We start from the raw sequence: 25,942 nt of genomic DNA, 5'->3' as shown, positions 1-25,942 counted from the left end.
AATTATTTTGATCACAATAAAGCCCTCAAAAATGAGGGCTTTATTTGATACTTAAATATAATAACTGGTTTTGGTCATTAACTTGGAAATGCCGGTCATGGCAATCTTGACGGGAAGCGGTAAATCTACGCCGCCCGCAGCCAAAGCTGTATCACGGTGATGCAGTTCATCTTCATTCATCTGTTCTAGAATGCGACGTGAGCGTTCATCCTGTGCTGGCAGCTGATTAATATGATGCTGTAAATGCATACTCACTTGGCGTTCGGTTTCTGCAACAAATCCAAGACTGTATCTGTCACCCGCAATGCCGGCAATTGCACCCATCCCAAAGGAAAGGCCGTACCAGACCGGATTGAGTAAACTGGTATGGCTATCCAGTTCTTGTAAGCGGTCTTCACACCAGGCCAGATGATCTTGCTCCTCAATTGCCGCCTGTTCCATTTCCCGACGTACATTTGGTAATTTCGCGGTTAATGCCTGTCCATGATAAAGCGCCTGTGCACAAACCTCACCACTATGATTCACACGCATTAAACCAGCCACATGACGGGCATCACTCACGGTAAGCTGGGTTTCAACCGGTTTGGCTGGATTTTCCCGTTGTGAGGAAGTCGTTCCTGGAACAAGACTGCGTAATGCCTGGTCAAAAGAATGAATAAGCTTATCGACACCTGTATATTGACGCATGAATTAATCCTCCAAAGGGGCTTTTGCGGTTTTGATCATCGGTTTCAATCTATAAAGCAGCCATAAAGTAAACAGGCCACTCAACACTGCAGTAATACAGAAAAGTATTTTAAGATCAAACTCTAGAACGCTTAAAATAATAATCGAGAATATAGCAGAAGATACCATGAAAACGGCATTCAGGATGTTATTTGCTGCAACTACACGTGCACGATGTGAGCGGGGAGAATGCGCTTGCATCATGGCATACAGCGGCACGATATAAAAACCGCCACTGATGCCCAGTAAAGTTACCGCCAGCATCACATGATAATAGCTCCAGCCTTGCTGGAATACATCTGCCAAGCCGAGTAACGTACCGGTACGTTCCGGAACAAAGGCAAGACTTGCTGCTAGATATAAGGCAAAAACCACGAGACCAATAGCACCAATCGGTACCATTTTAATATTGACCTCAGTACCGCCTAATCTGCGGCATAAATAAGAACCTAAACCGATCCCGACAGAGAAAAAGGTCAGTAGCAAACTGGCGACATTTTCAGAAGCATGTAGGTTTTGTAAGGTAAGCTGTGGAATCTGAGTAAGATAGGTTGCCCCATAAAACCAGTACCAGGAGTTACCCAGCAGAATTAAAAAAACCAGCGGTAAACTTTTGGCATATTTAATGGTCTGAAAGCTGGTCCGGAAAAAATTCCAGTCAATGTTGATTTCAGGCGCTGGAATGCTCTGCTTCAGAATATAACGACTGGAGAGATAGCCAATCACGGCGATACTTAACACCGTCAGGCTGATCCAGATCAGATTGCCTGTAGAAGCAGCAATGACTGCACCACCCAGAATCATACCGAATAAAATTGCTAATGAAGTGCCTGACTGGAACAGCGCGTTACCTGACATCAGTTCATCTGGTTTTAATACTTCAGGCAAAATGGCATATTTAATCGGGCCGAAAAAAGTGGATTGAGTGCCCATTAAAAACAGGGCGAACAATAGCATCCATAAATGACCGAGCAGGAAGCCAATGGTGCCCAGAATCATGATCACAATTTCAAAAATCTTTAAATAGCGAATCAGCTGGGAACGTTCATATTTATCTGCAATCTGGCCTGCCGTCGCAGAGAAAATAAAATAAGGCAAAATGAACAATAGTGCAGCAAGGTTATTTAAGGTGCTAATACTGGCTGATTGTTGCTGAATCCAGCCATAGGTAATCACCAATAATAATGCCTGTTTAAAAACATTATCATTCAGTGCACCAAAAAACTGGGTTAGGAACATGGGTAAAAAGCGGCGGCTCGCTAACAAATGTTCATTGTTGTTCATATAAGACGTGCTACATTAAGATTTATTAAGAAATGTGAGATATACGTAAACATTGAGAAAAATCATGTAAGATACTTTCGTCCATGTAAAGGCAAAACCCAATAATTTAAGTTCTTTAGCTTATCTTTTTCGGTCAAATAATCAATTAAAGAATGTATTCGTTTAGAGTTTGCTATGCCCGCAAAGAGAAAATTTAAACAAACGATGCTAAATCGTAGTATGGGGTCTCTCGTACCGTATCATGGCCGAGCCAGGCTATGTATGAGTATATTTTTCATGATGTTATCGCATCAGGGCATGGCACAAACCGAGCAGACGGAAACTCCGGTAGCACTATCTCAGGCAGAAATGATCGAAGAGTTATCCCAGGAAGCCGTACGACAAGGGGTAGCTACGACCGAAGCTGAAGCAACAGAAAAAGTTGAAGAAGCTTTAGAACTTGAAACTTCGACTGTAGATAGTATGCAAATGCTGAAAGAACAGCAGACTATGGGAACGTCTCTGGGTGAATTTCAGCCAATTGAGTTTGATGATTTAGAAAGTCTGCCGGTGCAAACGATTGACCAGAGTATGGCCAATGAGATTTATCAGGTTGCGGAAGAAGCGAAACGCGAGGCGCAAGCCTATCGCCAGACCGCGCAAACTGAAACAGTAGTCAATGATATGAGTCAGCAGGAACTAGTTGAAATCAATCAGGCACCTGTGAATGTTGATCAGCTTATGCAGTCCATTCAGGCCGATAGCCAGATTATTGTCCAAAGAAATGAGTCGGGTGCGACCTTATCCGAGTTGCCTGCACCAACGACGCCTGAAAATGATAAACGCCCTAATATTTTCAAGCGACTGTTTTATAAAATACGTCCACCTCGCCAGATTATGACCGCCAGTTTGCCTCGGATCAGTGCAGATGTGGTCATTGTGAATGGAAATGGCACTGCACAAAGCAATGGCGGATTGAATCGTAAAGCTCAGTCAGAAGGTTATACGAATCTCAGAAATAATGTAAAAGCTAAACTTTCTAGCTTTACCCAGGAATCCTTTGAAGATTTTTCATCTGCATTACCGCAACTCCGTAATCTGTCCAATCAGGCTGCCCAAGCTGTAGGTTATTACAATGCCCAGTTCAGATTTGAAAAATTATCAGATAGCCGGGTCAGAGTTTATGTAACCCCGAATGAGCCGGTCATTATCAATACCCATAATATTGAGTTTAGTGGGCCAGGTGGTGAACAGCCGCAGTTCCAGGTTATTAGTCTTCTACCTGAACAGGAAGAAGGTGATATCTTTAACCATGGGGATTATGAAAAAAACAAGGACCGGATTAATACCGCAGCCAGCAACAATGGTTATTTTGATGCTTACTGGCGCTTGCATGATGTGCGCATTGCCCAACCCGAAAATACAGCCGATGTGAATCTGCGCTTTGAAACAGGTGAGCGTTATAAACTGGGTAATGTAGAGTTCAGGATGAGTGATCCTGAAAAAGAATTTCCACTGAATCGTGATGTACTGGAAAGTCTGGTCACCTGGGAAGATGGTGCTGACTACACCTTCTGGCGTGTGAATAGCTTGGCCAACAACCTGACGAACTCACGTTATTTTAACTATACGCTGGTGGATACAATTCGTCCTGATCCTATTGATCGAGAGCTGGAACTGGCACCGGATATTCAGAGTCTGATAGAAGAACAGAAGTTTTCAGAAGATGAAATAGGTGTGGCCAAGAAAGCTGCACCGGCATCCAATCAGGAAGTTACACAGGATGTGGTGGATGAAGATCAGTTCGCCGGTAGTCGTGATGCAGAAAATCCAAACTTAAGAACTTTGCGGGTTCAGCAGCAGACCAAAGAAGACGAAGAAGAACGTTTAAAGGCTCAGGCTCGTGAAGAGAAAAAAATTCCGGTGATTGTGACACTGAATGCAGACCGTCTTAACAGTGCCGAAGTCGGTCTGGGTTATGGTACGGATACCGGAACACGCTTACGTGGACAATATCGCCGTGCGATCGTAAACAAACGTGGTCACTCATTTGATGCCAACCTTGAATTGTCACAAATCCGTCAGTCAATTGATGGCCGTTATAATATTCCATACAACCATCCACTTAATGACTATATCAGTATCGTGGGTGGTTATGAACGTGAAGAACGTGATGGTGTGGCCCAAGGTGATGGCCTGTTAATTGAATCCGCGGTACTTGGTGCTGACCGGATTATTAAAAATCCGCGTGCTAATTGGCAACAAACTTACGGTCTACGTTACCGTCTGGATCGTCTGACGCAGGATGGTTCGGTTGATTTTAGCCAGATTCCGGAAGCATTCAGATTCAATACTGAAGATGAACAGCAGTCTTTACTGGTGGGTTATGAAGTTTCCCGTACTGATAGTGATCGCCGCGTGAACCCGACCAAGGGCTTTAAGCAAACCTATAAAGTCGAATTGGGCAGTGAAGCTCTATTGTCTGATGCCGATATGGCGATTGTGAATGCAGGCTGGCGTTTTATCTATTCACTGGGTGAAAATGCCGATCATCAGTTTGTTGGACGCGCGGATCTGGGTTATATCTTTACTGAAGATTTTGCCAAAGTACCTTATAACCTGCGCTATTTTAGTGGCGGTGATCAAAGTATCCGTGGTTTTGACTATAAGAGTCTTTCTCCAGAAATTGAAGGCTTTAAAGTGGGCGGACAGGCTTTGGGTGTGGCTTCACTGGAGTATAATTATCAGTTCAGGGAGGGCTGGCGCGCTGCAGTATTTGCGGATGCCGGAAATGCCTATAATGAGGATTTTAGTAATCCGACAGAATATGGTGCGGGGTTGGGGATTCGTTGGGCTTCACCGATTGGCCCAATTCGTTTAGATGTGGCGACCGGACTGTCGGATGACAATTATCCGATTCGTTTGCACTTCTTTATTGGCTCGCAGTTATAAAACATTTATTAATTAAAAAATAGTTATTTGGGTAGATCATGGTCGAAAACCAACCACAGCCAGAACAAGAGCAACAACCTGAAGTTGTGCCGAAAAAGCGCCGTATATTTAGAAGTATTCTATTGTCGGCCCTTTTTTCTCTTATTTTTCTGCTGTCTGTACTGGCGATCCTGTTTTCTACCGATAAAGGCAGTAAATTCCTGCTCGATCAGGTGATGCAGCGCCAGGAAATCATTCATTATGAATATGAAGGTGGGAACCTGTGGCGCGGGATTATCCTGAAAAATGTTCTGGTTACCCTGAAACCGGTCGATGTCAAAATTGACCGTGCTGATGTCAAGCTGGGTTGGCGGGCGATTATCAAAAAAGAAATTCATCTGACTGAAGCAGATGTACTGAATTTACAGATTATTAATAAAAATCCGCCAAGTGATGAGCCATTCAAGTTCAATGCAATTCGTTTACCGTTTGTATTGCGGGTTGATCATTTACTTCTCGATCACTTGGTGATTAAGACTCAGACCAATGCAGTTGATTTTTATAATATTGAACTGAATGAAGCATTATGGTCAGGTACCGAGCTGAATTTCGAAGATTCCCGCATGGACATGGGCTATCTGTCGGTACGTGAAGCTACTGGGAAAATGCAGTTTGAAGGTAAATATCCACTAGATGCACGCGGTATTCTAAATCTGCCTTCACTCAGAGAAAGCTTGAATATTCATGATATTCAAGTACGTGCTAGAGGCACACTGGATACCATTCAGGCCGGGGTCGCGACCAACACGCCAGATTTGCTGACAGGCTGGGCAGTTCTGCACCCGATGCGTCCTAATGTACCCATGCGTGGTGAACTCCAGTTCAAGCAATATCACTGGCCAATCCTGACAGAGCAAAAACTGTTTACGAAAGATGGTGTGGCTGAGTTTAATGGGAATACCAAGCGCCTGGATCTGAATGTCCGCACTGATATTGAAGGTGAAAATATCCCGGATGGGCAATATACCGCAGTGATGTACACCGATCTGGTCAATCAGCTCAATATTACTGATCTAAATGGTCAGCTGATGAAAGGTTCGGTAAGCCTGGCAGGTACTGTAGGCTGGGCTGATCAGGTGGATTGGGATCTGACAGGTCGCATGAATGGGATTGATCCGAAACATCAGCGAATTCCACAGGTGGTGCAGGACTTTCTGCCACCAAGTCTGGACGGTAATATTGCCTCTACCGGTAATCTGGAAAATGGCCTACATTTAACAGGACTGGTGGATTTTGACCGCTATGAAACCTGGAATATCAAGCTGGATCAGAAGCCGGTTAAAGACAATAAAGCTCAACCGATGTTACTGGATGTAGCCTGGAAAAATATTGACCGTGCTGTGCCTTATATCGGCTGGTTAAAAAGTGAATCAGGAGATGTCGATCTGGTACTGGTCGAAGGCCAGCAAAATATCCATGTCGCTACCCAGGTTGCTCAGCATGAAGAAGGACTGTTACCTACAGGAATGTATCAGGCACAACTAAACCTGAAAAATAATATTCTGAATGTTCCAAGTTTTAAATATAGTGGAAATGGACAGGCCGGCAGTCTAACAGGTAATGCACGGGTTGAACTGCCAGAAGAAAAACGTCAGCTCAAATGGTCCGCAGTATTAAATGCCCAGAACCTGAATACTCAAACTCTGGCTGCAGCTTCACCAATTGACCGCTTGAATGGTCGGGTAAAAGCCAGTGGTTATGCACGCCCGAATCAGCAAATTATTAATCTTAGCGGTGTAGATCTGACCGGACGACTGGCTGCGCAAAATGAAACCGTTCATCTGACAGGTAATAGTAATATTGCCTTGTTGTTCCATGATGAAAAAGTAGGTGGCGGATTCAAAAGTTATGCGGTCAATTATGATGGTGCATTAAGTGCCAGCCAGATTAAGGCCAGTCAGGGATTGTTGAAACTGCGCTTGTCAGGTACGCCTGATATGCTCAATATCAAGGAACTGCGTCATGATGGAGTCGCTGGAAAAATTAATGCCAATGGTCAGGTGAACTTGGCAAATGGTATTGGCTGGAATGTAAATGCCTCTCTGGTGCGTTTCAAACCTCAGTATTTTAATGCCAAGCTTAAAGGTGAATTGTCTGGCAATCTGCAAACCCAAGGTGTCTGGTCGGATGCAGTGAAGCGTGTCCAGATTCAACGCTTAAATCTGGCCGGTATATTGAATAATAAACCGGTACGCGGTAAGGGTAATCTGGCTGTATTGATTGACTCCAAGCAGCGTGGTTTTGTACCGCAGCAGTTTGAAGCCAATAACCTGTTCCTGTCTTATGCCAGCAACCAGATACAGGCCACAGGTAATGCACAAAATCTGCAACTTAAAGTGAATGCGCCGGCATTATATGAGCTTTATCCGGGATTAAGAGGCCGGGTACAAGGCTATATTAATATGCAGGCACAACCGCGTTTACAAGCGACTGCGAATCTGGCAGTGGACAATTTTGCCTTCAAGAACCTGTTTAGCGTAGACAAGATTCGGGTACGTGGCCAGTTACCGACTTCACAAACCACACCGACTTTATTGACTGCGACCATGGATCAGTTGCGTAGTGGCAATAGACAGATTGTACGCGGTGAAGTGTCACTTGCTGGAACGCGCGCCGCGCATGTGCTACAAGTTCAGGCTGAAAATAAGCTGTCTAAATTCTTTGTTCAGCTCGCAGGTGGTTTTAATGCACAAAATAACTGGTTAGGCCAGATCCAGCGCGGTGATTTCGACTCACTGCGTACTCATCTGGTGCAGCGTCAAAATGCAGCTGTAATTTATAACACTGCACAGTCGGATCTGTTTGTTGGCGCTCATTGCTGGATGAGTCAGCAAAGTCAACTTTGCTTTGACCAGCCAATTCGAGTCAATAAAACTCGAGGTAGTGCTTCATTTATTACCCGTAACCTGGATTTGGCTGACTTTAGTGCCTTCCTGCCAGAAGGCATAGCATTAACCGGTAAAGTGAATGGTTATGCCAAGGCAGCTTGGGCACAAGGTGCTAAACCGAAAATTGATGCTCGTCTGGTAACCCGCAATGGGGTGATCGGCTTATCTTCTGATGATCCGGAATATTTAGGCTCGACTTTAAAATATGATGAAGTGGGGCTAGTCGCAAAAAGCGTGGCCGCTGGATTACAGATTCGTCTGGATGTGAAAACGCCGGATATTGGTACAGGCTATGCCAATGTAATTATTGATCCATATCGTGACAATAAACCAATGCGTGGCGAGATTGCCTTTAACCAGGTTCAGCTGAAGGTCTTTAAGCCATTCATTCAGGATGTGCGTAATCTGGATGGTACCCTGTCGTATGCAGGTAAAATTAGCGGAACGTTAACCGATCCATTACTTGAAGGTGAAATTCGGGTTAAGGACGGGGCGATCAGCATGATTTCATTACCAGTCAATCTAACCAATGTGCAGCTCTATTCATCAGTCCGTCAAAATACCGCGACTATTAATGGTGCATTTAATAGTGGTCGTGGTGCTGGTAAATTAACTGGTTCTGTAGACTGGAAAGGTGATCCTCGCGTACAGCTTAAACTTCAGGGCGAAAATCTGCTGATTCGCCAGGCACCGCTGATTACTGCGGTGGTTACGCCTGATCTGACCCTGGATATGTATCCGTTCAATAAAAAATTGAGCTTGAGTGGTAAGGTCGATGTTCCTCGTGCATTGATTTCTATGCCTGAAGCGTCTGAACCTGTTGTGGGCTTGTCTTCTGACGTACGCGTAGTACGTGAGGGAGATGACCAGCTCGCCATTCTGAAAGCGGCACGTCCATGGGATATTCGCGCAGATGTTGCAGTGTCGTTAGGAAATCAGGTGATCTTCCAGGGCTTTGACAGCCGTATTCCACTCTTAGGTCGTGTCAATCTGACACAACGTGGTCTGGAATCTGCGATGCGTGCCAATGGTGCGATCGGGGTATCACAACGGGTGAAAATTGAAGCTTATGGACAAAGTCTGGATCTGAACCGTGCAATTGCACGTTTCAATGGCCCGTTGTCGAATCCAACCCTGGATATTGATGCCAATAAATCCATTCAAGGTAGCACGGTGGGTGTACGTGTCACTGGTACAGCCTCAAGTCCTGCCATTCAAATTTATAATGATGCTGGCCTGTCTGAACAAGAAGCGTTGAATGCTCTGATTACTGGTCGTATTAATGAAGGGGCTTCAGGCTTGAGTCAGGCAGAAGGTTTCAGATCTGATGTAAATAACACCATTGCAGCCGCAGGGATCAGTCTGGGCTTAGGCGGTACGCGTGCCTTGACCAACCAGATTGGCCGCAGCTTTGGCTTGAGCGGTCTGGCACTGGATGCACAGGGAACCGGGGATGATACTCAGGTGTCTGTAACCGGTTATATTACGCCAGACTTATATATCCGTTATGGGGTTGGCGTATTTACCCCAGTAAACAAGTTGACTTTACGTTATCAAATGAATCAGCGTTTATATCTGGAAGCCAGTCAGTCTTTAGAACGTGCAATTGACTTATTCTATAACTGGCGGTTCTAAGCTAATAAAAAGCCCTCTAAATGAGGGCTTTTTTATAGGCAAGAGATTTTAAAATAGCCTAAGCATTTAAATCATCAAGCTATACTGATTTAAGGTATTCAATAAAATTAATCCTTAAAGGTCTCGTTCAGTGCATTCTGAACGGCTTCCACTCGGGATTTACAGGCTTTATACGCCTGCATAGACTCTTCGACGATTTTCATCAAATTATCAATATCTGGTTCTTGCTGAGATTCAAGTAATTCAGCATTCTTTTTCAAGATGTCATAGCCTTCCTGAAAGCTCAAAGTATCATGACTCATGGGGAGTTACCTGCGTAAGTTGTGCTGAAAATAGGCCATCGTGTAATTCAACTTGAACGGGTTGTTGCACATCAATTTGATGAATTGAACGAACTACGTGTTCTTGCTGGCGCACAATGGCATAGCCTTTGGACAAAACATGTTTGGGATTTTGCAGTAGTGTTTCCCGCATCAGGGCATCTAGCTGCTGATTAATTAGTTGGGTCTGTTGCTGGGCAAGGTTAGAAGTATTGGACTTGAGCTGCTCTAAACGTTGCAAGGCATTCACAATCTGGTGATTGGCCAGATTTTGGATTAGTTTTAAATATTGCTCATTCTGGTTTTGATAAGCCTGAATTTGCTGTTGAGAAAGTCGCTGGATGCTTTGCAGGTTATTTATAACTTCTTGCGTCAGCTCGACGACATGACTGCGAATTCCAGCAATCACCTTGCTCGGTGTGTCGAAAGAACGATGAGCGATTTCATCCAGAATCGTCCGATCTTTTTCATGACCAATACCAACCCAAACGGGAACTGAACGTTTGCAGAGCAGGGCAGCCAGCGCATAGTCATTCAAATACGCCAGATCATTGACTGCACCACCGCCACGAATGATCACGATCAGATCAGGCGCGTGATGATACGCTTGTGCCCACTGCTTTAAAGCTTGTGCCAAGCTTTGCATGATGCTTTGCGGTGCCGTATTTCCCTGAAAGGTCGCACTGTGATAGATAAATTCGCATACCTGAGCTTTTTGTAAAGCATCAGCATCTTTCTTGAAATCGCCCAGACCGGCAGCCTTTTCTGGAGCAATCACCAGAATCCGGTTTAGGTCAAAAGGTGTAGGGAGATTTTTATTGCGATTAATCAGACCTTCGGTTGTCAGTCTTTCTACAATCTGCTGATAACGTCGGGCTATATCTCCCAAGGTATATCCAGAATCAATCTCTACAATATTTAGGGAAAACCCATATTGCGGATCAAAGCTGGCTTTGACTTTGATTAAAACTTTAAGATCCCGGCTTAGTTCAATACCACTTTCACGTTCAAATTGCGTCACAATTTTCTGCGCAGCAAACTTCCAGATTGTGGCCCGGCAACTGGCAATGACCTGATCATTGTCAGGATCTTTTTCTGCCAGTTCTAGATAATAATGGCCAGCTTTAATATTTAAATTACGAATCTCGGCTTTGACCCACACCGGTGTATCGAAAGTGATTTTTACCACTTCATGAACCGTAGAAAGGTATTCTTTTAAAGAAAGCTGGAGATCGTCTTGCATGCTGAGATAAAGTTTAAAATTCAATCAAATATTAAAGCAATATGGCCGCTAGTACAAACATCAAGCTTCGTGCATAAAAAAGGCAAGGACAAAGAAGCTGGGCAATAATTAATTTAATAATCTAAAAACAAAATATTAGAATAATACTTGGTTGATAAAGGGTAATAAACACTTTGTATAACAATGTAATGACATTGTCATCTTTAAGCCATTCCAATAGTTAACTAAAACTAAATTTTGGCTATTCGAAAAAAGAAACCACTTTTGAAGGTTGATTATTGGTTAAAGTAAATCATAGGAAATAGTGAGAACTTAAATGGGATTAAACCTAATGATATTAAGAAATGATCCTGCCGCTTTTTACAGAATTACAAACACTCAAGCCTTTTCAGATCTGACGCTATAAGTGGAATATGCTACATTAAAGGTGAATTCCTTTAGAAGAATACCGCTCATGAAAAAAATAATTTTATCTGGTTTGTCCGGATTATTTGCATCCATCCTCCTTGCTGGCTGTAGTACGACCCAGTCGACTGACTCAAACTCAGCGTCATTAGGAACAGCGAATCCAGCGAGTGTTTATTGTATTAATCAGGGTGGAAAGCTGGAAATCCGTAATGAAACTAATGGGCAAGTGGGCTATTGTCATTTAAAAAATGGGCAAGTGGTCGAAGAATGGGAATATTTCCGAGCAAACCAGCCTAAATGTATCGCTGATCAGGCAGCTGCGCTGGTTGGCCAATCCAATTTAACTGAAGCAAAAATCAAAGAGAAAACCAAAGCTCAAATGGTACGCATGGTTGCACCTGGCCAGCCTGTCACTATGGATTATCGTGAAGAGCGCGTGACGGTCACTGTAGATCCAGCCACTAAGAAAGTAGTTCAGGCCAGCTGTGGTTAAGATATGAAATGCTACTTTCGAGCAGGCAGTATCAATAAGAATAGAGAGAAATTTCATTTTAAATGACAAATCTGTGCTGATCTCTTATAGTGCCTCTCGGAAGGAGAAATTCATGAAAAAGTTATTTGCTTTATCCCTGATGGTTGCTCTGGTCGGCTGTGCAGAGAAAAAACCTTTAACCCCTGAAGAGCAGTGGCATGGCTATTGTCGTAGTGTGGGGAATGCTGCACGGACCATTATGCTGGATCGTCAGAATGCGATCGAGAAAGAAAAGGCTGTTGAGCATGCCAACAAGATCGATGATGACATCACTCGCAGTTTTATCCTGAATATTATCGATGAAGTCTATGCACTTCCGGAACAGGAAATTAAGACCGATGTAGATGCAGCCCGTGAGAAAGTCCGCGCTGAATTTACTGAAAAATGTATCGCCACACCGCATGATAAAATGCCAGATTACAAACCGTTCTAAGGAACGGTTTTTTTATATTTGAATGAAGCAAACTAAGGAATCTTCATTCAAATTAAATAGTGGTTTATAGATATAAGAATATTCTTCTAATAATAAAAATAGCCTAAGCAATATTAAATATAATTTGTGACAATTGCTAAATCTAAAATATAGAAATGCTTATCTTTATATTGAATAATGAATTTAACTCCAAAGCCTTTAGGAGAACAATAATATGGACGTCGTGAAATATTTATATCACTCAGATCTGCTGTTAGAAGATGAAAAAGGATTGGCGATTATCGGTAGCGGACGCTATGTTCTGAGTGTAGGAGACAAGGTCGTGATTAAGCAGATCTTGGTGCAGGACAAAAAACGCTGTTTGGTCGAGATTTCCTTTGCCAGCAACAATCACAGTCAGACCTATGAAGATCAATGTGAATTAAAATTTGAGGGTTGTCGGGACGCTTTTCAGCAATATTTGAACTCGACGACAGTCCACTAAGGTGGAGTATCTTTTTCTAAGTAAATTAGGCAACATCGATGTTGCCTTTTTTATGCGTCGAATTTGGTTAAAAGTTGCCATATCTGTACTTAAATTATGCAAGGCGATGATGATTTGATTATTGAATGATCTTTATAAGCATCATTTAGTTATAAAATAATGAGCATCACAAAGAAACACTGTACTTGCATTAACTTTTAACTGGAATTTTAGTAAAATTTTAGAGTCCATATTATTTGTGAAGCTTTTATAAAGCAGGAATTCACAGGTAATTTTTTAAAAAAGAGGAATAACACCGTGCTAGAAGCTTACCGCCAACACGTTGAAGAACGTGCCGCACTCGGAGTCCCACCGAAGCCACTTGATGATGCTCAAACTGCTGCATTAGTTGAATTATTAAAAAATCCCCCAGCTGGTGAAGAAGCATACTTAGTTGACTTGCTCGAAAACCGTGTTCCAGCGGGTGTTGACCAAGCTGCATACGTAAAAGCTGCGTTCTTAGCTGCATTGGCAAAAGGCGAAGCGACTTCTCCACTAGTTTCTAAAGAACGTGCGGTTTACTTACTGGGCACTATGCTTGGTGGTTATAACGTTGCTCCTTTAGTTGAACTTCTAGAAGACGCAGAGCTTGGTGGTCTTGCTGCTGAAGCTTTGAAAAAGACGCTTCTTGTATTTGATGCGTTCCATGACGTAGCTGATAAAGCACGTGCAGGTAATGCAAATGCAAAAGCTGTTCTTCAATCATGGGCTGATGCTGAATGGTTCACAAACCGTGCAGATGTTCCAGAAGAAATCAAACTGACAGTTTTCAAAGTAACTGGCGAAACTAACACTGATGACTTGTCTCCAGCACAAGACGCTTGGAGCCGTCCAGACATTCCATTGCATGCAAATGCAATGCTGAAAAACGAACGTGATGGCATCAACCCAGAAGTTCCTGGTGAAGTTGGTCCATTAAACCAAATTAAAGACCTCATCGCGAAAGGCAACAAAGTTGCTTACGTAGGTGACGTTGTTGGTACAGGTTCTTCTCGTAAGTCTGCAACTAACTCTGTACTTTGGTTCTTCGGTGACGAAATCGCTCACATTCCTAACAAGAAAGAAGGCGGTTACTGTTTAGGTTCTAAAATTGCTCCGATTTTCTTCAACACTATGGAAGACGCTGGTGCGTTACCAGTTGAAATTGACGTAGCAAACATGAACATGGGTGATGAAATCACTCTTAAAATCGACAAAGCTGCTGCTAAAGTAACTGCGTTCAAAGACGGCGCTCAAATCGCTGAAGCTGACCTTAAAACTCCAGTGCTTCTAGACGAAGTTCGTGCGGGTGGTCGTATTAACCTGATCATCGGTCGTGGTTTGACAACTAAAGCACGTGAAGAGCTTGGTCTTGAGCCTTCAACTCTGTTCCGTACTCCAGTACAACCTGCTGACACTGGCAAAGGCTTCACCCTTGCTCAGAAGATGGTTGGTCGCGCTTGTGGTCTTCCTGAAGGTCAAGGTATCCGTCCAGGTACTTACTGTGAACCACGCATGACTACAGTTGGTTCTCAAGATACAACTGGTCCTATGACTCGTGACGAATTGAAAGACTTGGCTTGCCTAGGCTTCTCTGCTGACCTGGTAATGCAATCTTTCTGTCACACAGCTGCGTATCCAAAACCAGTTGACGTTCAAATGCAGCACACGCTTCCTGATTTCATCATGAACCGTGGTGGTGTTTCTCTACGTCCAGGTGACGGTATTATCCACTCTTGGTTAAACCGTATGCTTCTTCCAGATACTGTTGGTACTGGTGGTGACTCCCATACTCGTTTCCCAATCGGTATTTCATTCCCAGCGGGTTCTGGTCTTGTAGCATTCGCTGCAGCAACTGGTGTTATGCCACTTGATATGCCAGAGTCTGTTCTTGTGAAGTTCAAAGGTAAAATGCAGCCTGGTATCACTTTACGTGACCTAGTACATGCAATTCCTTACGTAGCAATCCAAGAAGGTGACCTGACTGTTGAGAAGAAAGGTAAGAAAAACATCTTCTCTGGTCGTATCCTTGAGATCGACCTGACAGAAATGGAAACTGACCTGACTGTTGAGCAAGCATTCGAACTTTCTGATGCTTCTGCTGAACGTTCTGCGGCTGGTTGTGCGATCACGCTTTCTGAAGAGAAAGTTGCTGAATACCTGCGTTCTAATATCACTATGCTGAAGTGGATGATTTCACAAGGCTATGGCGATGCTCGTACTATGGCGCGCCGTGTTGAGAACATGGAAAAATGGTTGGCTAACCCATCACTTCTTAAAGCTGATGCTGACGCTGAATACACTAAAGTGTATGAAATCGACCTTTCTACAATCACAGAACCAGTTCTTTGCTGCCCGAACGACCCAGATGATGCAAAACTTCTTTCTGACGTTCAAGGCGTTAAAATTGATGAAGTATTCATCGGTTCTTGTATGACTAACATCGGTCACTTCCGTGCAGCTGGTAAACTTCTAGACAAAGTACCTGGTGGTTCTTTATCTACTCGTCTATGGTTGGCTCCTCCAACTCGTATGGACGAACACCAATTGATGGAAGAAGGTTTCTACAATACTTATGGTAAAGCTGGCGCTCGTACTGAAATGCCAGGCTGTTCATTATGTATGGGTAACCAGGCACGTGTAGCACCGAACACAACTTGTGTATCGACTTCTACTCGTAACTTCCCGAACCGTCTAGGTCAAGGTGCGAACGTTTACTTGGCGTCTGCTGAACTTGCATCTGTTGCTGCTGTATTGGGTAAATTACCTTCTCCAGAAGAATACCAACAGTACGCTGCTCAAATCGACAGCATGTCTGCTGACATCTACCAATACTTGAACTTCGACAAGATGAGCGAGTATACAGATGCTGCTAAAGACATCGATACCAAAAAAATTGCTGCTGCTCAATTAGCTTAATAGTTGATTAGAAAGTAGTTTAAAATAAGGGCTGATCTATCAGCCCTTATTTTTTGTAGTTGAATTAGGGGGATATATGTTTGATAAAAAGAAAGCTATTAATCTTATTAGTAGAGAACAAGCAATTGAGGTATGTGAAAGACAAGAAGATGATTTTTTCGATTTAAAAAGTAAAAGAGCAAAGATAAACGTAATTGAAGAAATCGTAGTTGCTTTTGCAAATAGTGAAGGTGGTGAGGTTGCAATTGGTATAGAAGACAAAAAAACTAATCCTGATGATCACTATAAGAGATGGAGTGGTTATGAATCTATAGAACACTATAATGATATTATTCATGCTCTTAGTCGGTTGGACCCTGTTGTTGATTTCGATTACTGGTATTTGAGCGTTGAAGGCTCATATGGTAATTATGTGTTGTATATAAAAGTACACACAGATCATCAAGTTCATCAAACAGCAGCTAATGAAGTTTTTACTAGAAAAAATGCAGGTAATATAAAGGTAAAGAATAAAGCTCTACAGGCTTTATATTTCGAAAAAGGGGTTCATTCTTTTGAGGATCAAGTTTTAAATTCAGTAAATCCTGAAGAGGTTGTGGATAGTGATGTTCTTTCAAATTATATAAATGATTTAAAACTCACAAACAAAGATAATTTAAATTTTCTCATAAAAGAGCGTCTAATTAGTGAAAGAGATTGGTTTCCAATAGTTGCTTCAATTTTATTATTTTCCCAGTCCTGTTCATCAATATTACCACAGGCTGCTCTAAGGGTTACTAGATATGAGTCTATAGATGGTGATGAGTTAAGAGATATCATGCAAAATGAAGATAGTAAATTATTTGAAGGTAATATATTAGAAATTTTACAACAAAGTTTTGAATTTATTAAAAGTGTTTTAGATAAAATATATTTATGGGGATTAGAAGGTAGAAAAACTCCTAAATATCCAGATGAAGCTATTTGGGAAATTCTTGTCAATTGTTTAATTCATAGAGATTATTCGATCCAGGATTCTGTTCATGTCAAAATTTTTGATAATCAAATTTCATTCGAAAGTCCTGGTAAATTACCAGGTATGATTAAAGTTGATAACATTTTAGATAATAGGTTTTCTAGAAACCCTAAAATTGTGAGATTGTTATCTAAGTCTAAACAAGCACCGAATAAGGAATTAGGGGAAGGTTTAAACACTGCTACAGTAAAAATGTCTGAATTAGGCCTAAGAAAACCTGAGTTTAAAGAGGAAAATAATAAGTTTATTGCATGTTTATATCATGTATATGATATGGAACCTGAGATACTTATACGGAAATTTAAGGATATAGTACCTGATGGTTTTACACGGTTGCATGCACGTCATCTGTTTGGATTGAATCCAGACCAAACTAGTAATGAATTGCAAAAATTAAAAGAGAAAAAAATAATTAATTTCGATACAGAGCAAAGGGTATGGCATTGTATATAAATTAATTTTATTTTAAAAAGTTTAAATTTTGTTATTCGTCATCTTATCGTTCATGATGACGAATAATATCTAAACGATGATATTTTTATCTAAAATATATTTGGTAATTGAGTAGTGAAAACACAATCCCGCTTCCTCTGTATTGGCGGTTTCCTGAACGGAACTCAAGTCAAAGACCAAGGTGACAGCTTTGTCTGTGTCGAAAATGGTAAACAGGTGACATACACCAAAAAAGAAATTTTCCATCAAGGAGCATGGGATCATGATTACTATGTGTGTGAAACCACCACTGACCAACAAACCAAAAACTGGGTCTATGATATTCCATTGTATTAATTGCACCTGTTCGAGCTATAAATTAAACAATTACTAGAAACAATAACTTGCATAACATTTCTAAAATTGATTTTTCATACTATTTTCCTAAAACTGTATAAAAATAAAGCCAATAGGGAATGTTATGAATTATGAGATCGATGCCTTTGGCACTTTGGTAATTGCGGTATTTTTTCTTTTTATTGGGCGGTATCTGGTTAGTAAAATTGGCTTCTTTAGAAACTATAATTTACCTGAACCCGTAATCGGCGGTTTAGTCGCAGCGATTGCGGCTTTTATTCTCTATAAATTTTTTAATATCAGTGCCACATTTGACTCAGAAATCCAAACTATTCTGATGCTGATGTTCTTTACCTCTGTTGGTTTAGGTGCAGACTTTACCAAGCTCAAAGAAGGCGGAAAATCACTGCTGATCTTTCTAGTCTGCGTCATTCTATTTGTAGTCGTGCAAAATGCGGTTGGCATGAGTTTAGCCACAGCACTTGGGCTTGATCCATTGATTGGCTTGATTGTTGGTTCTGTTACCTTAACGGGTGGACATGGTACTGCCGGTGCTTGGGGTGAAGTACTTGAAACTCAACATGGGATTCAAGGAGCAATTGTCCTCGGTATGGCCAGTGCTACTTTTGGTTTGATTATTGGTGGGCTTGTAGGTGGCCCGGTTGCCAAATTCTTGATTAAACGCAATCAATTGGCAGAGACAGTAGCGCAAGAGACCAATGAACAACAACTCGATACTAGCATCAACACCGCACCCTTCGAATATCCAAAGAAAACCCGGTTGATTACAGCCAGTAATGCAGTGTCAACTTTGGGGATGTTTGCACTATGTATTTTTGTTGCGAATGAAATGACAGAGATTAGTCAGGGAAGATGGTTTGAACTGCCGACCTTTGTCTGGGCCTTAGGGACAGGAGTGATTGTACGTAACTTCCTGGAGCATGTGCTAAAAGTCGATATTTTCGACCGTGCTATTGATGTATTCGGAAATGCGTCATTGTCTCTGTATTTATCAATGGCTTTACTGTCGCTGCAACTCTGGTTGCTGGCCGATTTGGCAGGCCCGCTCATTACCATTTTGTTTGCGCAGACAGCGGTACTGATTTTATTTACCGCAATTGTGACCTTTAGAATCATGGGAAAAAATTACGATGCAGCCGTATTGGTGGCGGGGCATTGTGGTTTTGGTATGGGAGCAACTCCAACTGCGATTGCAAATATTCAGGCGGTCACCAATAGCTATGGTCCATCACATAAAGCATTTTTGATCGTACCGCTATGTGGTGCATTTTTTATTGATATTGTGAATGCTGTGGTGATTCAGAGCATCATTGCATTTTTCGGTTAAATTTTAATACGACTTCAAAATCATATAGACATTAAAAAGCCCCATGGTTAGGGGCTAGTCGTATGCACATCTGAGGCACATACTGTAAGAGGCTCATCTCATACTGAGCGTATTAAAGCACATTAACCTATCAATAGCCATTTAAATCATCTTTAGGCAGATAACTGCTGCTCAATGACTGGCCATAAGTTTTGATGTGACTTCTTGAACATCAGCATGTGGCCAATCCCTTTATGACCATATTCTTGGGGTTTTAGCTCAATCATTTCTGTGGCTGCTTTTGGATATAAGCGCAGCAAGTCTTTGACATTCGCTTGAGTGGCGATTTCATCATCCGAAGCCCAGATTGATGTGATCGGGCAGGTGATCTGGGCATGATAGTCATGTGCTGGTGCGATCTTTTTACCAATCGCATTAATTATATAACCTGGTTTACTACAAAATTCTGCCCATTCACGCGCCACATCTTTTGGCAGGTTTTCACCCATACCAATCGCTTGAGTTGGACCATAGCCTTTGGTGATACGTGCCAATGGGAAAATGATATTGAACATCACTGGTGCTAGTAATTTGGTACGACCCTTTAAACCTTTAACATGACCCGTCGATCCAGCAATTGCCACGACTTTTTCCACTTTGGCATAGTTTGGGACAATACCCAGCAGCTGTCCACCAGCACTATGCCCAAGTAAGATGACCTTTTCTGTCTGAGTCTTAGCTAATAGCGCATCAATTGCAGCCGGAATGTCCAGTTGTCCCCATTGCACAATACTGGCTTTAGAATGCTTAACCGGACCTTTTAAGGATTCGCCAATACCCCGAAAATCAAATACCAGCACTGCATAACTCTGAGCTTGCAGCCAACAGCTAAAACTATGATAAAACTGTTTGGTAATGCCAGTCGCAGGGCAGATTAATATAGGAGATTTCTTGCATTCAGCATCAGTAGCTGGATAAAAACGTGCACTTAATTGATAGCCATCCTGGCACTTTAGAGTCAATGTTTCGAATTCAGACATGGGCTACACTATATTTTTGAATCAGAATGAATACTTAAATTTACCTGACTTCTTCAAAGAAACTTATTAAAACAATGACTAAAAAGTCATTACGATGATAAAAACGGAATGAAAATATGCAGGGAATCGAACTTGATCTGGCAGTAAAGATCGCGATTATTTTTAGTGGAATATTCTTATGGATGGGGATGTTAACCGGGGTATGGAAATATTGGCAAATCCGTCAGTCTGTCAATTCACGGGCGCATTATTATGTGGATATTGCTCATCGCAGCAGTCTGCTTTATGCCCCTGCGACATTGATTCTGGCAGTATTGGCTTATTATTCAGCATTATCTTCGCAGATTAATTTGATCTGTATATTGATCAATGTTCTCTTTTTCAGTTTCTCGATTAGTGCGTATATCTTGCATGGGTTTTTGAAAGATACGACGAATCAGTTTAAGCGACCGCATCAACTGGGTAAATTTCAGTTGCCGGGCGTGCTTATGACTTTGGCAATGGTCAGTTTGATTATTGCAGAATTGGGAGGGACGGGCGTGCTTCTTTATGGGGCGGCGATCGGATTATTCTAATTTTTAATGGTTGATTTTATTTTTCGAGCTTTAAGCTTAATTTATTTCTTTTCTGCCAGATGGATGACTGGCCAGATCATCCACTGGGGTATAAATTTATTAATAAATTATCGGTATTTCTGGTCAATCACAGCCCATAAGAAAAAGGCTGCCGAAACAATCAAGGCATAACCTACGTACTCAAATTTTAAATTGCCTTGAATTAAACAATGCACAATCAAGGTCAGCATAAGCGCAACCGTGGTGCTTAGGAAAGTCACCAGATTGGTATTTGCCTTAAGAGCGTCAATGAAGACTTGCTTTTTGAAATGTACTGATAACATCTCCATCCCTCCTGTTTATTTGTATAATTGAAGAGTAAATCTTATTGATTTAGTCTGAATTGAATATACAGTTGTACTTCTTAATTTCAACCTTTGCAACTATTTAAGTGAACTTTAACAGTTAAAAAGGCCTCCTTTAGTCGTATTACCGCACTAATCAATGATTGCATCTGAATCATCATCTTAAACATTTCAGCGAGTGCAGTCCGACTGAAGTTTCAAGCAATCATTCATTGCTACCATTGGGAAAAGCAAATTCTACGCCAAAGATTTGTAGAGATAATCCAGAGAATGTAAGTCTATGTAGAATGATGAAGGTGAGTTGGTTTAATCAGGAAACAATATGTTTAAAAAACAGTAAAATACAGAGTAGGGTTGATCTTCTGCTAAAGAATGAAAATAGAAGTAAGAAAGAAGCTAATTAAAATAATTGATTAAAAGTGTATAACGCTTTCTAAAATACAATTTGGTTATGATGAGAAGGTGAGGGTGTAAACAATAAATGCCGGTTTGGGTAAAACCTGACAGATATTGATCACGCTAAAACCGGATTTTGGGTAAAAATACGATTTTTATGACCTCTTAGAAAGATTAATTCCTGATACGGTCAATCACAGCGGCAATGACAAGAACAATAAGAGATGGAATCAACCATGCCATATTTTGTTCAGAAAGCGGTAAGTTCTGTAGTAATTCAGGTAATTCAAGGCCAGCAACTTTAAGGCCATCGAAAATACCGAAAATAAATGCAACCAGTGTGGCCGGTGCAACAACTTGAGCAGGCTTTTTAAAGAAATGACCGCAGAAGCTTAGCAGGATCACTGCAATCGCAGGCGGATAAATCGCGCTCAATACAGGCACAGACACGGCAATCAGTTTGGTCAAACCAAGATTTGAAATCACTAGCGAGAAGCCGACCAGTACAAAGACAAAGGCTTTATAAGGCAGTTTGGTAATAGACGAGAAATATTCAGCACATGCGCAGGTCAAACCAATCGCAGTCACCATGCAGGCAACAAAGATCATGGTGGCAAGGAAATAAGCACCCATATCACCAAAAGCATGTTGTACATAGGCATGCAGAATAATCGCACCATTGGCAGCATTAGGGGCAACATCGTGACTACCTAGGCCTAGTTTAAACAGGCTGAGATACACCAGCGTCAAACCGATACCAGAAATAATCGCTGCATTGACTGCATATTTGGTAATCAGCTTGCGATCCGTTACGCCACGAGAAGTAATCGCACGCACGATCACAATACCAAAGACCAATGCGCCTAAGGTATCCATGGTCAGATAACCATTAACGATGCCTTCAGTTACCGGACTTGTAACATAGTTACCCACTGCAGCAGGTGGTTTGCCGGCAGGAATCAACACTGCAGCACCGCCTAAAATGATCAATGCGATAATTTTTACTGGGGACAGGAAGTATCCAACCGTATCCAGAATCTTATTTGGATAAAGGGAAACCAGAGTCACTACAGCGAAATAGATCACACTATAGATCAGCAGATTGCTAGGTGCATTGCCAAAGTATGAAGAAAAGCCGATTTCATAAGAAACGGTTGCAGTACGTGGTGTCGCAAATAAAGGTCCAACCGTCAGATAACAGACCACAGTCAGTAAAAGACTGGCTGCTTTACCTAAAGGAGAACTTAAGATCTGGATTGAACCTTCAACACGTGACAATGCCACGATGGTGATGACAGGTAGGCCAACTGCCGTAATCAGGAAACCTAGGGCAGCTAACCATACATGCTCACCGGCTTGTTGAGCCACAATCGGTGGAAAGATAATGTTGCCCGCACCAATGAACAGTGCAAAGGTCATAAAACCTAAGGCCACAATATCTCTTGTACGGAGACTTGTCATAGAAGGAGAACAAATAAATAAAAGAAAGCGATTTTAGTGTATATATGATGATTTTTGGAGTTTAATTTAATGCCGAAAGCCTTGATTTTACTGATCTTGACGATCGGATAAAGTGAACTTTAAAAGCTCGGTAGAAATATATCTTTGATATTCAGTTGAAAAAAATATAATTTATTTTTAAATAAATAAATCATTTAGACTTCATTTCATTATATTCGGCTTATTGTTTGTATAAATAAGCAGCATTGAGATTCTCTATAGCAAGTTTTAAGAATTGTCATGCAGACCGAACAAATGCGCATCTTGGCTGAAAAAGGACTATAATTTCCCGATTCACCTTGAGGATAGATCCATGCGAGCTCCAGCGATTACTCTGAAAACCGAACAAGATATCGAAAAATTACGTATATCTGGGCGTTTGGCTGCACAGGTCTTGGAAATGATCGGAGAGCATGTCAAGCCGGGTGTCACGACTGAATATCTGGATGACATCTGTCATGATTTTATCGTCAATACGCTAAAAGTGACGCCTGCCAATATTGGCTATTATGGTTATACCAAAACCACCTGTATTTCACCGAATGAAGTAGTTTGTCATGGTATTCCATCTCCGAATACTGTCTTGCAAGACGGCGATATTATTAATATTGACGTTGCAATTATTAAAGACGGTTATTTTGGCGATACCAGCCGGATGTATTATGTTGGTACACCATCTCCTGAAGCCAAACGCCTGGTCGAAACCACTTATGAAGCTATGGTTGCCGGGATTCATGCCGTTAAACCGGGCGCAACCCTAGGCGATATTGGTTATGCAATCCAGTCTGTTGCACAGCGTGAAGGCTACACCATTGTGCGTGAATATTGTGGTCATGGGATTGGTAAAATTTATCACGAACAGCCAAACATTCTGCATTACGGGCAACCAGGTCAGGGCATCAAACTGGTACCCGGTATGGTCTTTACTATTGAACCTATGGTCAATATGGGCAAAGCACGTGTTAAAGAGTTAAAGGACGGCTGGACAGTCGTGACTGCGGATAAATCCTGGTCAGCTCAATGGGAGCACATGGTAGTCGTGACCGACACAGGTTTTGAGCTGTTATCGCCGTGGCCAGAAGGTACAGGCGAGTATCCAGAAATTTAAATTATTTTTCACGTTATGCATTGAAATACAGTAGCTTACATAAATTACAGCTTGCTTGCTATTGGTGACGAAAGCCTACAAAACACTACATGAAGAAGTGGTTTAACCAGCCAAATTCTCTTAATCTATTTATACCTAGTTCATGATTGTTCTATTAGATGTCTGATTACTGTGTATTAGATTTGGCTTAGCGGTAGTAGTTTCCTTTCGTTCACTTCATGCTGTAGTGAATTGTTTTTATTAGCTCATTTTTCCCCAAGAATGAGCTATTTTTTTTGCCTGAAATATTTCTATTTATACAAGATGCAGGTGCTCAACCAGATAATCAATAAATACCCGCACAGCCGGTAACAGGCCACGACGGGAAGGATAAACCAGATGAAAAATGCCATGTGCGGTTTTCCAGTCTGAAAGTACCCGAACCAGTTCGCCACGTTCTACATATTGCTGCACGACATTATCGGGCAATAAGGTAATGCCGCAGCTTGAAGCCGCCAGTTGTGCCAGCATATTCAGGTCTGATCCCATTACGGTCGGGTTGATCCGGATTTTTTTCTGTTGCTGCTGCTCATTCTGCAATATCAGGAACTGTTCAGTATGTTCCTCAGCCATGCTTAAAATTTTATGTTCAGAGAGCTGTTCAGGCGTTTTCAGATCGCCAAATTCATTCAGATAGCCCTGACTGGCAAACAGATGCTGTTCGATTTTTTCAAACTGACGAATTACCAGATTCGGATCATCATCCAGGCTGGTCCGTACCCGTAGGGCCAGATCAAAGCCTTCGTTAATGATGTCCACGCGTCGATTGGTGATCATCATCTGGACTTTAATTTTAGGATATTTTTTCAGGAAATCCGGCAGGATTTTTGCCATTTCATTCTGGGCAATGGAGACGGGCAGGCTGACTTTAATAGTGCCACGCGGTTCAGTACTGAGATGATCTACCAGGTCGTGTGCAGCCTGTGCTGCACTGAGCATCACTTGTGCATGGCGATAGATATTCATGCCAATATCAGTGACTGCAAAATGACGGGAACTACGCTGAATCAGACGGACGCCAAGACGTTCTTCCAGATTATAAACGCGGCGGCTGAGCTTGGATTTGGGAATATCGGTAGCACGTTCGGCTGCACTAAAGCCACCATGTTCGACGACCTGCGCAAAACAGTAAAAATCATCCAGATCAGTCAGCATCGTTTAATTCCATTCCTGCAACAATAGGCTGATTAAAAAATGATTGTTGCATACTGTCAACTATAGAATACGAATTTTGAATGATGACTAGATCTCGGACTCAAGTAATTTAAGTAAGGTTTTCATGCCTTCTGTGGCCGTCTGGGAAATCTTGTGAAACTGAACGGGTAAATGCTGTTGATCTGCTTTGGGATCAATATAATAAGCTGTGCAGTGAGCTGGAATCTCATGGATTAAACCAGCAACAGGATATACTTGCAGGCTAGTTCCAATAACCACAAAAATATCAGCATCCCGTACACAATCTTGTGCTTCTTCATAAGCTGGTACAGCTTCGCCAAACCAGACCACATGTGGACGTAGTGGATAGCCTTCCTTACAGAAGTGTTTAGTCAAATCTAAATCAGTGCCTTCGATTGGATAAAACTCGGTGGTGTACTGGCAATTCGGGCCTGAGGTTTTGGCTAGGCGGATATTGCCATGCAGGTGAATAACCTTAGAACTTCCGGCGCGTTCATGCAGATCATCAATATTTTGGGTAATCACATGGACATCAAAATCATCTTCAAGTTCAGCAATGAGTTGATGAGCTGCATTTGGCTGTGCTTCCAGAATATTTTTACGTCGGGCATTATAAAAGCGTTGCACCAGTTCCGTATTTTTAGCCCAAGCTTCCGGTGTGGCAACTTCTTCTATACGATAGTGTTCCCAAAGCCCATCACTGTCACGAAAGGTGTTAATCCCACTTTCAGCACTCATGCCAGCACCTGAAAACACCACCAGTTTTTTCATGA

The 25,942-nt window shown here is 42.0% G+C and carries 20 protein-coding genes; 11 read left to right on the top strand and 9 right to left on the bottom strand.

Features of this window, described 5'->3' with window-relative positions; genetic code table 11:
* Positions 1-51: 51 nt before the first annotated feature.
* Together coq7 and F897_RS11380 are read right to left on the bottom strand one after the other, a co-directional pair.
* Positions 52-687, bottom strand: a complete 636-nt coding sequence (gene coq7 / locus F897_RS11385; protein WP_005235962.1) for a 2-polyprenyl-3-methyl-6-methoxy-1,4-benzoquinone monooxygenase — start codon at positions 685-687, stop codon at positions 52-54.
* A gap of 3 nt (positions 688-690) precedes the next feature.
* On the bottom strand, positions 691-2,010 hold the full coding sequence (locus F897_RS11380; RefSeq protein ID WP_005235961.1) for an MFS transporter: 1,320 nt from the start codon (positions 2,008-2,010) through the stop codon (positions 691-693).
* Positions 2,011-2,184: 174 nt separating this feature from the next.
* On the opposite strand from F897_RS11380, the gene F897_RS11375 reads away from it, so the two are divergent.
* On the top strand, positions 2,185-4,941 hold the full coding sequence (locus tag F897_RS11375) for an autotransporter assembly complex protein TamA (protein WP_005235959.1): 2,757 nt from the start codon (positions 2,185-2,187) through the stop codon (positions 4,939-4,941).
* Between the two features lie 38 nt (positions 4,942-4,979).
* Positions 4,980-9,503: a translocation/assembly module TamB domain-containing protein gene (locus F897_RS11370; protein ID WP_005235958.1), complete on the top strand. Its 4,524-nt coding sequence runs from the start codon at positions 4,980-4,982 to the stop codon at positions 9,501-9,503.
* Positions 9,504-9,610: 107 nt separating this feature from the next.
* On the opposite strand, the gene xseB is transcribed toward F897_RS11370, so the two are convergent.
* Together xseB and xseA are read right to left on the bottom strand one after the other, a co-directional pair.
* Positions 9,611-9,805 (bottom strand): exodeoxyribonuclease VII small subunit, encoded by a 195-nt coding sequence (gene xseB, locus F897_RS11365; protein WP_005235956.1) that lies wholly within the window; start codon positions 9,803-9,805, stop codon positions 9,611-9,613.
* Entirely contained in the window at positions 9,795-11,066 is a 1,272-nt protein-coding gene (gene xseA, locus F897_RS11360) for an exodeoxyribonuclease VII large subunit (RefSeq protein WP_005235954.1), read from the bottom strand. Before xseA ends, xseB begins: the two co-directional genes overlap by 11 nt.
* A 454-nt stretch (positions 11,067-11,520) precedes the next feature.
* Here xseA and F897_RS11355 point away from each other — a divergent pair, with 454 nt between their 5' ends.
* From F897_RS11355 to gltS, 7 genes are all read left to right on the top strand, one after another.
* The gene (locus tag F897_RS11355; RefSeq protein ID WP_005235951.1) at positions 11,521-11,967 is read left to right on the top strand and encodes an I78 family peptidase inhibitor; all 447 of its coding nucleotides are present in this window, start codon (positions 11,521-11,523) and stop codon (positions 11,965-11,967) included.
* 112 nt (positions 11,968-12,079) lie between these two features.
* Positions 12,080-12,439 carry a hypothetical protein gene (locus F897_RS11350; RefSeq protein ID WP_005235949.1) on the top strand — a complete coding sequence of 120 codons (360 nt, stop codon included), beginning with the start codon at positions 12,080-12,082 and terminating at the stop codon, positions 12,437-12,439.
* A gap of 214 nt (positions 12,440-12,653) precedes the next feature.
* On the top strand, positions 12,654-12,923 hold the full coding sequence (locus F897_RS11345; RefSeq protein WP_005235947.1) for a hypothetical protein: 270 nt from the start codon (positions 12,654-12,656) through the stop codon (positions 12,921-12,923).
* A gap of 297 nt (positions 12,924-13,220) precedes the next feature.
* Positions 13,221-15,860: a bifunctional aconitate hydratase 2/2-methylisocitrate dehydratase gene (locus F897_RS11340; RefSeq protein WP_004783803.1), complete on the top strand. Its 2,640-nt coding sequence runs from the start codon at positions 13,221-13,223 to the stop codon at positions 15,858-15,860.
* A gap of 76 nt (positions 15,861-15,936) precedes the next feature.
* Positions 15,937-17,328 carry an ATP-binding protein gene (locus F897_RS11335; protein ID WP_005235944.1) on the top strand — a complete coding sequence of 464 codons (1,392 nt, stop codon included), beginning with the start codon at positions 15,937-15,939 and terminating at the stop codon, positions 17,326-17,328.
* Positions 17,329-17,442: 114 nt separating this feature from the next.
* Entirely contained in the window at positions 17,443-17,664 is a 222-nt protein-coding gene (locus F897_RS11330; protein ID WP_005235942.1) for a hypothetical protein, read from the top strand.
* A 124-nt stretch (positions 17,665-17,788) separates the two neighbouring features.
* The gene (gltS, locus tag F897_RS11325) at positions 17,789-19,012 is read left to right on the top strand and encodes a sodium/glutamate symporter (protein ID WP_004783788.1); all 1,224 of its coding nucleotides are present in this window, start codon (positions 17,789-17,791) and stop codon (positions 19,010-19,012) included.
* Between the two features lie 152 nt (positions 19,013-19,164).
* On the opposite strand, the gene F897_RS11320 is transcribed toward gltS, so the two are convergent.
* The gene (locus F897_RS11320; protein ID WP_004783786.1) at positions 19,165-20,031 is read right to left on the bottom strand and encodes an alpha/beta hydrolase family protein; all 867 of its coding nucleotides are present in this window, start codon (positions 20,029-20,031) and stop codon (positions 19,165-19,167) included.
* Positions 20,032-20,147: 116 nt separating this feature from the next.
* Between F897_RS11320 and F897_RS11315 the strand changes: the two genes are divergently transcribed.
* The gene (locus F897_RS11315; protein ID WP_004783784.1) at positions 20,148-20,606 is read left to right on the top strand and encodes a hypothetical protein; all 459 of its coding nucleotides are present in this window, start codon (positions 20,148-20,150) and stop codon (positions 20,604-20,606) included.
* Positions 20,607-20,713: 107 nt separating this feature from the next.
* Here F897_RS11315 and F897_RS11310 read toward each other — a convergent pair whose 3' ends face one another.
* Together F897_RS11310 and brnQ are read right to left on the bottom strand one after the other, a co-directional pair.
* Complete coding sequence (locus tag F897_RS11310; RefSeq protein ID WP_004783783.1) at positions 20,714-20,929, bottom strand: hypothetical protein; 216 nt, start codon at positions 20,927-20,929, stop codon at positions 20,714-20,716.
* A gap of 591 nt (positions 20,930-21,520) precedes the next feature.
* A complete protein-coding gene (gene brnQ / locus F897_RS11305; RefSeq protein ID WP_004783780.1) occupies positions 21,521-22,807 on the bottom strand; it encodes a branched-chain amino acid transport system II carrier protein in 1,287 nt (428 codons plus the stop codon).
* Positions 22,808-23,159: 352 nt separating this feature from the next.
* Here brnQ and map point away from each other — a divergent pair, with 352 nt between their 5' ends.
* Positions 23,160-23,954, top strand: a complete 795-nt coding sequence (map, locus tag F897_RS11300; protein WP_004783779.1) for a type I methionyl aminopeptidase — start codon at positions 23,160-23,162, stop codon at positions 23,952-23,954.
* Between the two features lie 294 nt (positions 23,955-24,248).
* Here the strand turns inward: map and F897_RS11295 are convergent, their stop codons facing one another.
* Positions 24,249-25,148, bottom strand: a complete 900-nt coding sequence (locus F897_RS11295; RefSeq protein WP_004783776.1) for a LysR substrate-binding domain-containing protein — start codon at positions 25,146-25,148, stop codon at positions 24,249-24,251.
* A gap of 87 nt (positions 25,149-25,235) precedes the next feature.
* Positions 25,236-25,940, bottom strand: a complete 705-nt coding sequence (locus F897_RS11290) for an SIR2 family NAD-dependent protein deacylase (protein ID WP_004783774.1) — start codon at positions 25,938-25,940, stop codon at positions 25,236-25,238.
* Positions 25,941-25,942: the final 2 nt, after the last annotated feature.

It is taken from the genome of Acinetobacter variabilis, assembly GCF_000369625.1.
GTDB lineage: Bacteria > Pseudomonadota > Gammaproteobacteria > Pseudomonadales > Moraxellaceae > Acinetobacter > Acinetobacter variabilis.
The sequence above is the reverse complement of the archived record's forward strand: the minus strand, read 5'-3'. Positions and strand labels throughout refer to the sequence as shown.

Bases quoted from the DNA above. Each gene is read 5' to 3' on its own strand.
- coq7 (WP_005235962.1), bottom strand. From the start codon at position 687: ATGCGTCAATATACAGGTGTCGATAAGCTTATTCATTCTTTTGACCAG.
- F897_RS11380 (WP_005235961.1), bottom strand. From the start codon at position 2,010: ATGAACAACAATGAACATTTGTTAGCGAGCCGCCGCTTTTTACCCATG.
- F897_RS11375 (WP_005235959.1), top strand. From the start codon at position 2,185: ATGCCCGCAAAGAGAAAATTTAAACAAACGATGCTAAATCGTAGTATG.
- F897_RS11370 (WP_005235958.1), top strand. From the start codon at position 4,980: ATGGTCGAAAACCAACCACAGCCAGAACAAGAGCAACAACCTGAAGTT.
- xseB (WP_005235956.1), bottom strand. From the start codon at position 9,805: ATGAGTCATGATACTTTGAGCTTTCAGGAAGGCTATGACATCTTGAAA.
- xseA (WP_005235954.1), bottom strand. From the start codon at position 11,066: ATGCAAGACGATCTCCAGCTTTCTTTAAAAGAATACCTTTCTACGGTT.
- F897_RS11355 (WP_005235951.1), top strand. From the start codon at position 11,521: ATGAAAAAAATAATTTTATCTGGTTTGTCCGGATTATTTGCATCCATC.
- F897_RS11350 (WP_005235949.1), top strand. From the start codon at position 12,080: ATGAAAAAGTTATTTGCTTTATCCCTGATGGTTGCTCTGGTCGGCTGT.
- F897_RS11345 (WP_005235947.1), top strand. From the start codon at position 12,654: ATGGACGTCGTGAAATATTTATATCACTCAGATCTGCTGTTAGAAGAT.
- F897_RS11335 (WP_005235944.1), top strand. From the start codon at position 15,937: ATGTTTGATAAAAAGAAAGCTATTAATCTTATTAGTAGAGAACAAGCA.
- gltS (WP_004783788.1), top strand. From the start codon at position 17,789: ATGAATTATGAGATCGATGCCTTTGGCACTTTGGTAATTGCGGTATTT.
- F897_RS11320 (WP_004783786.1), bottom strand. From the start codon at position 20,031: ATGTCTGAATTCGAAACATTGACTCTAAAGTGCCAGGATGGCTATCAA.
- F897_RS11315 (WP_004783784.1), top strand. From the start codon at position 20,148: ATGCAGGGAATCGAACTTGATCTGGCAGTAAAGATCGCGATTATTTTT.
- F897_RS11310 (WP_004783783.1), bottom strand. From the start codon at position 20,929: ATGTTATCAGTACATTTCAAAAAGCAAGTCTTCATTGACGCTCTTAAG.
- brnQ (WP_004783780.1), bottom strand. From the start codon at position 22,807: ATGACAAGTCTCCGTACAAGAGATATTGTGGCCTTAGGTTTTATGACC.
- map (WP_004783779.1), top strand. From the start codon at position 23,160: ATGCGAGCTCCAGCGATTACTCTGAAAACCGAACAAGATATCGAAAAA.
- F897_RS11295 (WP_004783776.1), bottom strand. From the start codon at position 25,148: ATGCTGACTGATCTGGATGATTTTTACTGTTTTGCGCAGGTCGTCGAA.
- F897_RS11290 (WP_004783774.1), bottom strand. From the start codon at position 25,940: ATGAAAAAACTGGTGGTGTTTTCAGGTGCTGGCATGAGTGCTGAAAGT.